Origin of the sequence: Kocuria varians (genome assembly GCF_006539885.1) — a bacterium.
GTDB lineage: Bacteria > Actinomycetota > Actinomycetes > Actinomycetales > Micrococcaceae > Kocuria > Kocuria varians.
Map to the genome: position 1 here is coordinate 90,447 of NZ_BJNW01000011.1, position 14,084 is coordinate 104,530.

10 protein-coding genes, 1 tRNA gene and 1 pseudogene are annotated in these 14,084 nt (G+C 64.8%); 8 read left to right on the forward strand and 4 right to left on the reverse strand.

The genetic code is table 11. The annotated features are described in order from the left end of the window. The first annotated feature begins 59 nt into the window (after nt 1-59). From KVA01_RS07385 to KVA01_RS07410, 6 genes are all read left to right on the forward strand, one after another. Complete coding sequence (locus KVA01_RS07385) at nt 60-1,367, forward strand: glutamate-5-semialdehyde dehydrogenase (protein ID WP_068469024.1); 1,308 nt, start codon at nt 60-62, stop codon at nt 1,365-1,367. Nucleotides 1,368-1,446: 79 nt separating this feature from the next. Beyond that, the gene (locus tag KVA01_RS07390) at nt 1,447-1,704 is read left to right on the forward strand and encodes a hypothetical protein (protein ID WP_068469028.1); all 258 of its coding nucleotides are present in this window, start codon (nt 1,447-1,449) and stop codon (nt 1,702-1,704) included. Nucleotides 1,705-1,808: 104 nt separating this feature from the next. Further along, nucleotides 1,809-2,504, forward strand: coding sequence for a nicotinate-nucleotide adenylyltransferase (nadD, locus tag KVA01_RS07395; RefSeq protein ID WP_371858571.1), 696 nt, complete (start codon nt 1,809-1,811; stop codon nt 2,502-2,504). Beyond that, nucleotides 2,501-3,535 (forward strand): hypothetical protein, encoded by a 1,035-nt coding sequence (locus tag KVA01_RS07400; RefSeq protein ID WP_068469036.1) that lies wholly within the window; start codon nt 2,501-2,503, stop codon nt 3,533-3,535. The genes nadD and KVA01_RS07400 overlap by 4 nt, the downstream gene beginning before the upstream one ends. Before the next feature lie 43 nt (nt 3,536-3,578). Then, nucleotides 3,579-3,983, forward strand: a complete 405-nt coding sequence (rsfS, locus tag KVA01_RS07405) for a ribosome silencing factor (protein ID WP_141269530.1) — start codon at nt 3,579-3,581, stop codon at nt 3,981-3,983. Between the two features lie 158 nt (nt 3,984-4,141). Then, nucleotides 4,142-4,217: transfer RNA gene (locus KVA01_RS07410), tRNA-Ala, on the forward strand. Between the two features lie 607 nt (nt 4,218-4,824). Here the strand turns inward: KVA01_RS07410 and KVA01_RS12950 are convergent. Both KVA01_RS12950 and KVA01_RS07420 read right to left on the reverse strand, forming a co-directional pair. Further along, a pseudogene (locus KVA01_RS12950) lies at nt 4,825-5,850 on the reverse strand (recombinase family protein); the annotation flags it as partial. 432 nt (nt 5,851-6,282) lie between these two features. Further along, nucleotides 6,283-6,975 carry a TetR/AcrR family transcriptional regulator gene (locus KVA01_RS07420; RefSeq protein WP_307723020.1) on the reverse strand — a complete coding sequence of 231 codons (693 nt, stop codon included), beginning with the start codon at nt 6,973-6,975 and terminating at the stop codon, nt 6,283-6,285. Nucleotides 6,976-7,087: 112 nt separating this feature from the next. On the opposite strand from KVA01_RS07420, the gene KVA01_RS07425 reads away from it, so the two are divergent. Next, nucleotides 7,088-9,091 (forward strand): site-specific DNA-methyltransferase, encoded by a 2,004-nt coding sequence (locus KVA01_RS07425; protein ID WP_068469043.1) that lies wholly within the window; start codon nt 7,088-7,090, stop codon nt 9,089-9,091. Nucleotides 9,092-9,126: 35 nt separating this feature from the next. Continuing rightward, complete coding sequence (locus tag KVA01_RS07430) at nt 9,127-11,664, forward strand: DEAD/DEAH box helicase (RefSeq protein WP_197461454.1); 2,538 nt, start codon at nt 9,127-9,129, stop codon at nt 11,662-11,664. Between the two features lie 270 nt (nt 11,665-11,934). Here the strand turns inward: KVA01_RS07430 and KVA01_RS07435 are convergent, their stop codons facing one another. Both KVA01_RS07435 and KVA01_RS07440 read right to left on the reverse strand, forming a co-directional pair. Continuing rightward, nucleotides 11,935-12,993: an RES family NAD+ phosphorylase gene (locus KVA01_RS07435; RefSeq protein WP_082810317.1), complete on the reverse strand. Its 1,059-nt coding sequence runs from the start codon at nt 12,991-12,993 to the stop codon at nt 11,935-11,937. Next, complete coding sequence (locus KVA01_RS07440; RefSeq protein WP_141269533.1) at nt 12,986-13,936, reverse strand: sce7725 family protein; 951 nt, start codon at nt 13,934-13,936, stop codon at nt 12,986-12,988. Before KVA01_RS07440 ends, KVA01_RS07435 begins: the two co-directional genes overlap by 8 nt. Nucleotides 13,937-14,084: the final 148 nt, after the last annotated feature.

Below are 14,084 nucleotides of genomic sequence, written 5' to 3' on the forward strand. Positions count from 1 at the left end.
AGCAGGCACCGCAACCGTTCGAGAACCGCCCGAGAAGCACCCGACAAGCAGGAGGAACAGTGGCTGAGAACACGTCCGTACTCACGGCGCAGGAGACCTTCGGGGAGGACCCGGTCACCGGCATCGGGCTGATGGCCGACGACGCCCGCGTGGCCGCCCGCACCCTGGCCCGCGCGCCGCGCGCCCGCAAGGACCGCGCCCTGCACCTCATGGCGGACCGGATCGAGGCCCGCCGGGACAGCATCCTGGAGGCGAACGCCCGGGACCTGGAACGGGGACGGCAGGAGGGCATCTCCACGGCGCTGCTGGACCGCCTAAAGCTCGACGCGGCCCGGATCACCGGACTCGCGGACTCCCTGCGCGAGCTCGCGGCCCTGCCCGACCCCGTGGGGACCGTGGTGCGCGGCCAGACGCTGGCCAACGGGCTGCGGATGCGCCAGGTGCGCGTGCCCCTGGGCGTGGTGGGTGTGATCTACGAGGCCCGCCCGAACGTGACCGTGGACGTGGCTGGGATCGCCGTGAAGTCCGGCAACGCCGTGCTGCTGCGCGGCGGCTCCGCGGCCCAGGACTCCAACCGCGCCCTCGTGGGTGTGCTGCGCGACGCCCTGGCGGACGCCAGGCTGCCCGTGGACTGCGTGCAGACGGTGGACGACTACGGCCGGGACGGCGCCAACGCCCTGATGGGCGCGCGCGGCAAGGTGGACGTGCTGATCCCGCGCGGCGGCAGGGGACTGATCCAGTCGGTCGTCACGAACGCCACCGTGCCTGTGATCGAGACCGGAGAGGGCAACGTGCACGTGTTCGTGGACGAGTCGGCGCCCACGGACATGGCAGTGAAGGTCGTGGTGAACTCCAAGACGCACCGCACCTCCACGTGCAACACCGCGGAGACCCTGCTGCTGCACAGCGGCGCGGAGGAGGCCGCCCGAGAGGTCCTCGCCGCGCTCGACAAGGCCGGTGTGACCCTGCACGTGGACGACCGCGCGGCCGCGCTGCTGCCCCCGGGCTCCGACCACCTGAAGGCCACGGACGAGGACTGGGCCACCGAGTACCTGGACATGGACCTGGCCGTGAAGGTGGTGGACGGGCTGGGGGAGGCGCTGGAGCACATCCGTGCGTACTCCACGGGCCACACCGAGGCGATCGTGACCAACGACCTCGCGAACGCGGAGCGCTTCACCGCGGAGGTGGACTCCGCCGCGGTGCTCGTCAACGCCTCCACGCGCTTCACGGACGGCGGCCAGCTGGGGCTCGGGGCGGAGATCGGGATCTCCACCCAGAAGATGCACGCCCGCGGCCCCATGGGGCTCGAGGAGCTGACCACCACCAAGTGGGTCGTCCAGGGTGACGGCCACGTGCGCACCTGAGACGTACCATGGAACGGACGTCACCCGGGACGTCCCTCGTTTTCGCCGACCGGCGCCGCCGGCATGAGAAGGGAACCGCATGAGCCCGCTGTACCTGCTGTCCAACGTCACCGTCCTCGCCGCCGAGGAGGGGCACTCCGTCAACGAGCAGCTCCACGAGATCGCCCCGGTGCTGGGTGGTGTGGCGTTCGTGGCGTTCATCGCCATGCTGCTGATCGCCATGTCCTTCTCCTCGCGCGGCACCGCCCCGGCCATCGGTGAGTACGAGAACCCGGCGGAGCTGCCCGCGGACGAGCAGGCGATGCTGGCCGGCGTCGGCGAGCCCGTCCGCCACTGATCGCCCGCCCGGCCCGCGTGAACGCCCCGAGCAACTCGGTGACGTCCCCCCAGGACGACCTCAAGATTCCTCCGCGCACCCCCGGCAAGGTCCGGCTGGGCGTGATGGGTGGCACCTTCGACCCGATCCACCACGGGCACCTGGTGGCGGCGTCCGAGGTGGCCTTGGTCTTCGACCTGGACGAGGTGGTCTTCGTCCCCACGGGTGAGCCGTGGCAGAAGGCCGGTCAGGACGTCTCGGACGCGGAGCACCGCTACCTCATGACGGTCGTGGCCACCGCGTCCAACCCGCGGTTCACGGTGTCCCGGGTGGACATCGACCGCAACGGTCCCACGTACACGATCGACACCCTGCGCGACCTGCACCGGCTGCGCCCGGACGCCGAGCTGTTCTTCATCACCGGCGCGGACGCGATGGCCGAGATCATCACGTGGAAGGGTGCCGCGGAGCTGTGGAAGCTCGCGCGGTTCGTGGGGGTGACCCGCCCCGGCCACGTGCTCTCGGCGCCGGTGGGCTCCGAGAGTGTGTCCCTGCTCAACGTGCCCGCCATGGCCATCTCCTCCACGGACTGCCGGGCCCGCGTGGCCGCCGGCAAGCCCGTCTGGTACCTGGTTCCGGACGGCGTGGTGCAGTACATCAACAAGTACGGGCTCTACCGGGGGCCGGGTGGTGCGGGCACGTCCGCCGTGGGCTCCGGGAACGCCCGCCAGGGGGACGACGACGCCGTCGCGGCCTCCGTCCCGTCCGCCCCCACGGATTCTTCCGAGACCCCCGGCTCGGAGCACAGGAGCACCACGTGAGCACACCCCCCGAGAACACGCGCGGTCCAGAAGCTGCTGGCCGGCAGAACTCCGGCTCCGGGGCGACCGCCCTCGGGCCCGCCTCCGACCCGTCCCAGGGCGGCCCGTGGGCCACGCACCCGGCCACGGGGCAGCACGAGCGGCTTTCCCCGCCGGCGCCCATGATCGAGCTGGACACGCCCGTGCAGACGGAGCCGGTCAAGCCCCTGGGACCGCGGCGGCTCGCCCGGCTGCAGCGCGAGATGGCCGAGCACACCCGGGAGGTCCAGGAGGCGGAGCGGAACAACGGGGGAGCGGTCGACGACGCCCTGCTCGCCAAGCAGCAGCGGCTCGCGGACCTTGCCGTGAGGGCCGCGGCCACCAACGACCGTGACCGGCGGGATGCACAGCGCGCTCTGGCCGCGGACGAGGAATCGCCCGGGTCCCAGGAGGCAGCTGCTGCCGGGAGCCGCGATGGGGCCGCCACGGACTCCGTGGACGGAACCGGCGCGCCCCGCACGAACACCGCAACGTCCGATGCGGCCGAGCCAGACACCAGGGATGCTCCCGCGGCACCGGGCGGCATCTCCGTGACGTTCCCCGGCGCGCCCGCCAGGAAGGCCGAGGGTGTGGTCCTGGGGTCGGGTGGAGTGAACCCGGCCGCGTGGCCGTCCGCTCCCGTGGACGGTGGGCCCGGTCCTGCCACAACGCAGATCCCCATCTACACGGCCCCCGAGACCTCCGTTCCGGTCGCACCTGGAACCAACCAGGCCCCCGCTCCCACGAACCTCGCCGCTGAGGCGGCCGACACTGAGTCCGCACCCGCCGAGGCGGGGGAGCGGGCACCGGGCGCGGCGGCGTCGTCGTCTCCCGAGGACGGCGCCCACCAGGCGCCTCCGGGAACCCCCGTGCGGGCCGTGGACGCCCAGGGGCTCCACCTGCTGGACGCCGGCGCCTACAAGCGGCGTGGGACCGGCCTGCGGTGGCTGATCGGGCTGCTGCTCGTGGTTCTCGCGGCGCTGGCCGTGGTCCTGGTCATGTTCATCCTGTAAGACTTTTCAGACACACACCTTTGCGAAAGGACAGCACACCTCCGTGACTGCAACCACCGAATCCATCGACCTCGTCCGCAGCGCCGCCCGTGCCGCGGACCAGAAGAAGGCCGAGAACATCGTCGCGTTCGACGTCAGCGACAGCCTGGCCATCACGGACGCCTTCATGGTGGCGTCCGCGCCCAACGAGCGACAGGTCGCCGCCGTGGTGGACGCCGTGGAGGAGGCGCTGATCGAGCAGTTCGACCGCCGCCCGCTGCGCCGCGAGGGCAAGGGCGAGGGCCGCTGGGTGCTGCTCGACTACGGCGACGCCGTGATCCACGTGCTGCACGACGAGGACCGCGCGTTCTACGCGCTCGAGCGGCTCTGGGGCGATTCCCCGGCCATCGACGTGCAGCTGCCCGAGGCCCCGCTTCCTGCCGACGACGCCGCCACGCCCGCCGTCTGAGCGGCTCGCCTCCCACAATTTGCGCCGGCGCGAGCATCCTGTCTAGGATGATCGAGTCGTTCACGGGAAACCGGAAACGCAGGGCCTGAGACGGGCGTTCGGATATGGTCCGAGCGGGCGTCACGGAGACCAGCGTGGTAGAGTTTTCCGAGTCGCACGGGGCTATGGCGCAGCTGGTAGCGCACCTGCATGGCATGCAGGGGGTCAGGGGTTCGAGTCCCCTTAGCTCCACCAAAAGTTCCTTACGGGAACACTTGACATTGGTAGATGTGGGGTGTTCCCGTTCGGCGTTTCCGGGGTCTTCTGATGCGCCGGTGCTGGTGTCGTTGCCGATGAGGGTGGCGAACGGTTCGGCCAGGTGCGGGCGGAGGTGTTCGTCGTCGGTGATCTCGAGACGCTCGTATAAGGCCTGGCATGCGAGTCGCCGGTTGGCGTCATCGGAGTGGGCGTACATGTGGTGGGCGTCGGTGAGCAGGCTCAGGGAGTCGTGCAGGAACGCGCGGCCTCCCGTGTACTGCTCTGTGTGGGCGGCGAGGCGCTGGTCGATGTCGGCGAGCCCGGCACGGATGCGATCCTGATGACGTTTCAAGGTGGTTAGGTCAATGGCGTCGGCGAAGTGCGCGGCCAGCAGCTTGTCGCTTTCTGATTCGAGACGCCCACGGTTCGCGGTGAGGTCGGCGAGTTCTTGGTCCCGCGCGGCGGAGCGCTGGTCGAAGGCGGTGTCGATGTCGGCGGCGAGATGTTGGTAGTCGGCTTCGCTGATGGTGATGCTGGCGTAGGAGTCTTCGACGAGGCGTTCGGCCACCTGGACGGGCACGGCACGCCGCGTGCAGGCGGTCTTCTTGGCGGCACGCCCGGAGCAGACGAAGTAGGCGTAGGTCGTGCCGCGCGGGTTCGTCGCATAGTCCAACAGCATCCGTGACCCACAGTTCCCGCAGAAGAGCAGGCCTTTGAGGTGGTGGGCGTGCTGCACGTGCCGCGTCGCATGGGCGTTGCGGGCCTTCAAAAGCGATTGGACTTGGTCGAACAGGGCCGGTTCGATGAGGGGCTCGTGGGCTCCGGGGTGAAGGGCGCCCTTGTAGCGGATGATCCCGGCGTAGTACGGGTTGGACAGCAGCTTGTACAGCGTGTTCCGCCCGAGTGGTTTGGAGGGGCGCTTCGGCGACGGCACGGTGACCAGGCCGCGGGCGGTGATGTCCAGCAGCAACTGGACGACGGAGGTTTCACCGCGCGCGTAGGTCTCGAATGCCCACCGGATCAGCGGGGCACGCTCCGGGTCGATCTCGACTGTCCTGACTTCCCGGCCTTGCTCGTCGGTGCGGCGGACGTTGAGGTAACCGATGGGGGCTCGCATGGGGGTGCCGCCCTGGGCGACCTTCTGCGTCATGCCCTTGGTGACTTCGGTGGCGAGGTTGCGGCTGTAGAACTCTGCGATGGACGACATGATGCCGTGGACCAGCATCCCTGAGGGGGTCTCGTCGATGGACTCGGTCGCGGAGACAAGGGTGACGCCTGCTTCCATGAGTGCTTGTTGGATGTGGACGTCGTCGAGGCGGTTGCGGGCCAGCCGGTCGACCTTGTGCACCAGGCACACCTGGACCCGCGTTGCGGCGATGAACGCGAGCATCTCCTGGAGTGCTGGCCGGTCGGCGGAGCGTGCGGACTCGCCCGCATCCACGAACTCGCGGACGATCCGGGCACCGAGGCCGGCGGCCTTCCTTGCGTTGGCTTCGCGTTGGGCGGGGATGGAGAAGCCTTCCTCGGTGCCGCCGCGCTCGGCCTGCTCACGTGTGGACACCCGTAGGTAGGACACCGCCAGTAGCTCCGGTTCCTGCGTGGCCGATGCTTCGTCGGATGTGGGTTCCATGGCGGGTGCTCCTCTCGCCGTCAGGTTGTGGACTCAGGATGGTCCTCCGGTGTCGGTGACGGTGCCGCAAACTTTGCGGAACCGTCGATAACGCACGAGACCGGCCGCTCGATGCCGTAGGGAATCGGGAGCCCTTAGGGGTCCGGCTCCCCGGCCAGCCAGGCCCGGTGCCGCGCCTGGGCGATGTTCAGCACCAGCTTGACCAGCCGGTACCGGTCCGGGCTGTCTCGCCGCCAGACCCTCAAGCGCAGATTCGACGCATCACGGTTCATGCCAGGTAGGTGCGCACGGTCTCCCACGCCGCAAAATCGGTGCCGCAAAATCCGTCGGCGCCGCGACGAACGAAGTGCGTGAAGACCCCGTCAGGATGTGGCACGCCTCTGGCAGATCCAGGAACGTACCTATCGGTATGGAATTGTCGGTACGGTCAGACTACCTGGGATCGTCCGGATGCAACAGGTCCACCGTGCGCGGCAGTGCGAGCAATCCGCGCCCCAACGCGGCAGCCAAGTGCGGGTCGGCAACCTCGTGGACTCTGGTCAGTTTTGAGTCGTCGGCCGAGCCCTCAGCGTTCTCTCCGGTGACGGCCACATGAATAGCTGATCGCAGTTCGTCGCACCACGCCCGAACCTGACGCGAGAGCGCATCACTGTCGCTGACGCCGGGATCGGTGAGCAGGTGCAGCAGCGCGCGACCCTCGGTCTGAGTGAAGTAGTGGTCGAAGACCGCGTCGCGGTCCATCAACTCGTTGTCCGCGGCGTCGGATTCGCCACCTCGGTCCTCGCTCGTCTCAAGCCCGAGCTTGTCCATCACGTCGGCGCGCATCTGCTCGATCGCCGCCAGTGCCAAGGCTTCCTTGCCGTCGAAGTGGTGGTAGAGGCTTCCATGGCCCACGCCGGAGCGATCGAGCACCATGGTGGGACTGGTCGCTGTGAACCCCCGCTCCGCAAATAGCTCGCACGTGGCGGCCACGAGCCTCTCGCGCGAGCCGTGCGCGGGCCTACCGGGCTTGCGTCGCTGCGACGTCACCAGTGCCTCCGATCCACCGTCTCGAGTTCCATACAGGGTAGTATGGTCCTCGATCTGCAAAAGGCGTGGCGACGCGCGAGTGGGCGGTATCGGCACTGGATGCGGGGTGCGTCTCAGGGAAGTGCGTCGGTGCTCCCCGATACGATGAGGTGTAGTTCAACGGGTCCCGGAAGGGCCGGTCCGATCGGCTGAAGGAGGGACCGAGTAGATGGTGCAGCAGCGGCTTCAGCTCACGTGGTTCAACAAGGACAGGGCGCTCATCCCCACCGAGACCGGCAAGTACGGCTACACGTGGGTCGACCCTTCCGATCCCCGGTACTGCGAGACCCACACGCTGGTGATGGACGACTACGTCCGAGGCGCGCAGACGCCGAAGCGCGACGAGTTCGAGTATGCGGAGCGTGCCGACTTGGCGCCACAGGATGACAACCTCATGATCCTCGGCGAGTCCGGGGACGTCCTGGAAGCCTTGACCCGAGTTCCCGAGCTGGCCGAGAAGTACGTGGGCAAGGTGAAGCTGATCTACATTGACCCGCCCTTCAACACCGCCCAGACATTCGCCTCCTACGAGGACAACCTGGAGCACTCGATCTGGCTTACCATGATGCGCGACCGCCTCCTGAACATGAAGCGGCTGCTCGCCGCGGATGGTTCCATATGGGTGCACCTCGACGACGTGGAAGTCCACCGGATGCGGCTGCTCATGGACGAGGTATTTGGGGCAGAGAATTTCCAGGCGGAGGTCGTGTGGCAGAAGGCGGACGGGCCGCGCAATGATTCGACGGGGTTTTCGGCGGATCACGACACGATTCTCGTTTACGGCCAAACACGCCAGGTCACGTTGAACCGGATGATGCGAACAGCCGCAGATGACGCTCGTTTTTCCAATCCCGACGACGATCCGATCGGTCTGTGGTGGGATGGCGACCCCACTGCGCCGGGCGCGGCGACGCACACGGGGATGGTGTTCGGGATCCAGCAGCCGATCACGGGCCAGACGATCTATCCGGCGCGAGGGCGGTGTTGGACGTTCGGCGTGGATCGCATGTTGCAGATCATGAGGGGATGGGGCCCGTACGAGGTCGGCGAGATCACTGAGGAAGAGATTGCGGCTCAACAGCAGGTCATCGGTTCGGCTGCTCGAGCCCGCATCGACATGGGTCCGCTGATCATTCCGGGTTGGACGCCGCAAGCAGGCGCCCACGCAAGGGAGCGATACGAATCAGGTCAATGGCCCGAGATCGTCCTTCGGTCGCGAGGCGTGGGGGGATTTGGACGTAAGGCATATGCGCCGACTGTTGGACAGCCGCCCCGCACATGGTGGTCAAACGATCAGGTGGGTCATAACCGGGCCGCGAAGTCCGAGATCAAGGCGCTGTTCCCGGGCACGGATGCATTCGCAACTCCGAAGCCAGAGCGGCTCTTGGAACGGATCATCCACATTGGTTCGATTCCGGGTGACATCGTGTTGGACGTGTTCGCGGGTTCTGGGACGACGGCTGCTGTGGCGCAGAAGATGGGCCGCCGGTGGGTGACGTGTGAGCTGTTGGAATCGACGTTTACGACGTTCACCCGGCCGCGGCTGGAGAAAGTGGTCAATGATGAGGACCCCGGCGGGATCACGCGGACGAAGGGCGAACGCATCCCGGCGGATGGTGTTGACCTACCCGAAGGCGTATCGGCGGAGGACGCGGCCAAGTTCACGAGCGTGCTGAACAAGTTGGTCGCTGACGATCCTGACCTCAAGAAGAGTGCTGACGTGAAGACGTTGAAGGCCGCGGCGAAGACGAAGCGCACGAAGGAGGTCGTGAACTGGCGTGGGGGCGGCGGGTTCCAGTCCGCCCACTTGTCGCCTGCTTGTTTCGATTACGACCCGGATCTGGACCGGGTGATGCTGACTGCGGAGGCGACCGGGGAGACGCTGGTGGAGTCGGTGGCCGCGAACCTGGGATTTCGGCTCCTGCATCCTGATGATGACTATGTTTTCGACGCTCAGCGCGGCAACGCCCTGTTGAAGGTCATCGACGGGGTGGCGACTGTCGAGATTGTCGACTCGCTGGTCAGCCACGTGACGCCCGGAGAGACGATCGTGCTGGCCGCGACGAGCGTCATGGATGGGGTCCGTGAGCACTTGCGCAGGTCGTGCAGGGGGTCGCGGGTGGTTGCCCTGCCTGATGACGTGTTCCGCTACACGGAGGGCGGTGACCTCTGATGACCCGGAGACTGAACATCAGCTTCGACTCGGACATGCTGGAGTCGATCAGTTCCGAGTTCGACCTGCGCGCCCCGAACAAGGAAGCGCTGCGTCAACTCGTGTTCACCCTTGACGGGGACTATGACCCGGCCGTGATGCAGGTGCTGTGCCTGGCCACTGGTGTGGGCAAGACTTACTTGATGGCGGCGTTCGTGGAGTACCTGCGCCGTCAGGGCGTGGGCAACGTGATGATCGTGACCCCGGGCAAAACAGTCCAGCACAAGACGGTGCAGAACTTCACGCACGGCTCACCTCGCTTCATTGCGGGTTCTGCGGTGCCGCCCGAGGTGGTGACCCCGCAGGACTACTCGCAGTGGGTCGCCCGCCAGAACGGGCCCGCCCGCCTGGCGTTCGGCCGCGAGGTGCCGGTGCTGGCGTTCATCTTCAACATCCAGCAGCTCATCGCCCCGAAGTTGGAGGAGGGCGACACGCACGGCGCCACACAGGACGCGTTGCGCCGTAAGCCGCGCCGGTTCGACGAGAACGCCGGCGTTCTGTTCGACTACCTCAAGGACCTGGACGATCTGGTGGTGATCGCCGACGAGTCACACCTGTACGGCTCCAGCGCGGTGGCGTTCAATGCGGCGCTGCGGGAGCTGGAGCCTGCGGCCGCGGTGGGGCTGACCGCATCGGTGGACAAGAAGACGGATCATGTGATCTTCGAGTACCCGCTGTACCAGGCGATCCGGGACAGGTACGTGAAGGCTCCGGTGCTGGCATTCCGCAAGGGCGGATACGGGATCGACCAGAACTCTGAGGAGCAGCAGTTGCGCGATGCGGTGCAGCTGCGGGCCCTCAAGCAGACCTACTACGACAAGTACGCCGAAGCGGAGCGCCGTGGTCACGTCAACGCCGTGATGTTCGTGGTGTGCTCCGACGTCGACCATGCCACCCAGGTCACTGACTTGCTTCGGACGCCGGAGTACTTCGGCAGGGATGACGCTATCTTGCAGGTCGATTCCAAGCACGAGGACGAGCTCACTCAGCGCCGCCTGGAGGACCTCGACCAGCCTTACTCGCACGTGCTGGCGGTGGTGAGTGTGAACAAGCTGAAGGAGGGCTGGGACGTCAAGAACATCGCCGTGGTGGTCACGCTACGGGCGATGGCCTCCGAGGTGCTGACCCAGCAGACGATGGGCCGTGGCCTGCGCCTTCCGTTCGGGAGGTACACGGGAGTGGGGCAGATCGACCAGCTCGACATCATCGCCCACCAGTCCTTCACCGAGCTGCTCGCGGCGGAGAACGTGCTAGCCCAGTTCGGCCTGGAGGACGCGGTCAACCAGCCGGACACAGCGACGGTTGAGGACGCGATCCGTCGGGCAGCAGAGCACGCCGAGCAGACAAGCACCGCATCAGCGACCACTGGCGGTGCCACGGCGGGGCTGGGCGTCGCCCAGACGTCCACACCGGAAGGTTCGGGTTCGGGTGTTGTTCCGGTCGTGACGCCGGTGGACCGGGGGACCAGCGGCGGGCCCGGGGTTGGTGTGCGCGCGATTGACGAAACGGACACGACCGAGGACCAGGCCTGGGAGCCGGTCTTCATCGAGCGCAACAAGCGGTTCGCGGACGTGTCGTATCTGTTCCCGGTGACCTCGATGACGGTGCAGCAGCCGCCGATCGACCTGTCGGAGATCGGGGACACCGAGGTGGAGCAGGCAGCCCGCAAGGTCACCTCGACCGGTGACGTCCTGTTGCGCAAGGAGGTTACCGCTGCGCTGGGCAAAAAGCTGCGGGCCGAGGATCGGGAGAGTGCGGAGGTCGACTCGGTCCACATCACCGATGCGGACGCCAAGGATGCACTGGTCAAGCTGGTCATCAACATGCCGCTGGTGCCCAAGCAGGTCGGGACAGCCCGATACGTTGAGAGTTTCCTTGTGCCGCGGTTCATGCAGAAGGTCACCTTAAGCGGGTGGACCGTCAAGTCCTTGGCGTCCGCGCGAACCCAGCTCCAGCAGCTCGTCAACACCTACGCTGTCGAAACGCTGCGGGCGACCCGGGAGGTGCCCAGCATCCACCCGAAGCCCATGCCCGGCGATGGCTACATCCTGCCCCTGGGAGACAGGGTGCATGACCAGATCGAGTCCCGGGCCGAGTTCGTGCGGGGCCGAGTCTATGGCGGCTGGTTCAAATCCCTGTTCGCCGAGGAGTCCTTCGACTCCTACACCGGCGAGTACCAGCTGGCGCGCCTGCTGAACACGTCGCCGCACATCGTGTGGTGGCATCGCCTCCACCCACGGGATGGGGCGTACGTCTACTACACGGCGAAGGACCGCTACTTCCCCGACGTCGTCGCTCTCGACACCGAAGGCGTCCACTGGATCATCGAAGGCAAGGATGAACGCGGCCGTGACGACGCCCGCGTCCAAGCCAAACGCCAGGCCGCCGAATCCCTCGTGCGTCGCCTGGTCGCGGTAGACGCCTACGCGGGCCAGAAATGGGGCTACCTCATCGCCTATGAACAAGACACCGACCGAGCCGAATCCTGGGACGACCTCAAAGCGCTCGCCCAACCCGTCAGCAACGCAATATAGCGGAACTTCAGGGAATGATGAATGGTCGTCGGTCGCAACGTTCCCGCCTTTGACGGACGTTCCCATTGAGAAGCGTAATCAAGAAGGCCAGCGATGACACACAACAAATGAACCGCATGATGCATTCTCAAGCGAAGTCGACTCAGAAATCGTCGCATATTCACGTGAATGGCAGAAACACGTCCATGATTGCGCTGGAAAACTCTTGGCGAATGATGTGATCAAATGTAGTCGACCAGAGAATGGGAGTATATGCAGTTCCAGCCTGGTTCATGAGGCATCGACAATTTTGACAATAACTCGATCAACAAGGGCTACACTCACTTTCTCCGGAGAAGCGAGATCAGGAAAGAACAGAGCCAAATTCACTCCCGTGCTTACTGAACTGCGATAAATAACGCCTTGATATCCACATTTCTTGATGAACTCACACAAGTACTGACTTGGTATGTACTCAAACGCTGCGCTGCTGGGCTGGACCGGCTTGGTGAGTTCTTCGCCCAACTTCTCCAACAATGGCAGACCGGATTGGAGTGAAGCGATTTGCTCCACGTTCTCAAGTATGAAGGGTGAGACGCTCTTCCGAGGATCTCGGAGATCCACAGCGAGAATTGATGGAACGTTGAAAGACGCCACGCACGCCTCCTCTCGTGTGTGTGGACGGACCTCGGCTACCGCTGTTTCGGGAGTCGAACCGAGATAAAGGTACCGAATTCCCGCAGGATTTGCACGTCCGTGTCCTGCGAGATGAGGAGGTGGGGCACCCATCTCATTGAGAGGAAAAGGTTTGTCGTCAGAGAGCAAGCGTGAGCGATGCCACGTATCGGTGATCTCCGTGAGAGCTTCTACGGGCGCGATTAGTTGCTCCAGCAGCTCAGCCAGACGGTCGAGATCGATCGGCTCGTCGAGGAACCAACGGTTACGGTGCATCATCTCGTCACGGAGTTCATCCCAGCGTTGAGGGGTCTCATTGAAAAGTAAGTCGATGGGGACGAAGGGCTGTCGAACGATCTCGCCGTCATTGAGAATCTCCGCGAGAAGCTCCTTGGCGTGCGCCTCATCCATCGCAGGGTGATCAAAAAGTCGCCAGTCTTCGACGAGCAGAGCCGCCAGAGACTTGCCTTCGTCATCAGGAACATAGCAATCGAGCACCATCTCAAACCACTGGCTCAATGCGGATGGGTTGATCGTAGTAGTGTTCTTGGTTCCGCAGTAGCCGCAGTTGCCTTGACGGGGCTGACCGGTACCGTCTGCGATGACCTTAGGGATGATGCTCCGTGTCAGGCCTGGATCCCCAAAACAGTCCGCGCAGCAGTACTTCTTAACCATGGTTGTCGGCGGAGTGGAAGTCGGCAAGAGTCTCCAAGTGGTGCTTAATAGAGAGTTTCTTGACGTATCCCAATCCAGGGAAATGACGCCGCTCATGGAGGTCGCGGAACTCGAGAACCGCGCTAGTTTCGACCAGGTTCGATTCGCCGGAATCTAGTTTCGTGATCAGCTTTCCCAGAGCCTGAGCGAACTTTCCTGCGGGGTCGGTCGGAGTATCGTTCGTATCGGACTTGAAGTGATAGATGAACATTGCGTCATCCTGATCTGGATCAATGAAAGTCAGATGGATGGCAACCGCATATGCCGGGCCTCCACCCTCGCTGTAATTGTCGCCGACAGTGAGGAAGTCACCATACCCGTCCATGCCTTGCTCTGAGTACGTGATGTGGAGATCTGAGAATGTCTCTACGGGCGGGTAGTCCGCGTTCTTCATCTGAACGAATCCATCGCCAACAAGAATCCTTGGCCTTCCGAGGAAGTGTCTCCTGTAGAGGCGATTCGCTTGATCTTCCAGGAAGATGTTGCGGAAACGTTCCGCATCACCTGCAAGCTGAGCTGACAGTGCCCGAGATTCAGTAAATCCGGCGTGTATCAAGGTGATTCCGGCCGCGCTGAAACTTCTGGCCAAGCTTAAGGCGCGACTCACGCTAGTTTCACTCGTAAGGAGAATCCCGGCGCTTATCGCGTCGTTTCCCCTGTAGCCCTGTTCAAGAAGGCCCGCGATGTTCTCACCGTTCTCGCGATGGTCGCCGTAGCGTGGGTTGACCACTACGACTGCCTCAGCCCCGACATCAGACAAAGATCGAAGAGCCTTTTCCAGGCCTCCCAACGACTCGCGCACTGGCTCGATGATCGGAACAAAACCCGAGTCTGCGATCAGACTGGCCGATTCGCGAATGGCGATCAGCTCGAACTGCTTACCTCGGAAGTACGGGTAGTACATCTGGTCCTCACTTCCAGGCAAGAGCCTCGGCTAGTGGAGTGTCAACAGCTTCCTTGATATGAACCCTGTTCTTGAGGGTTGGTTTTGCGGCGAGGGACGCTGCGCGTATCGAAGCGGGTATCGATTCGATGAACGCGGCCAGATTGGC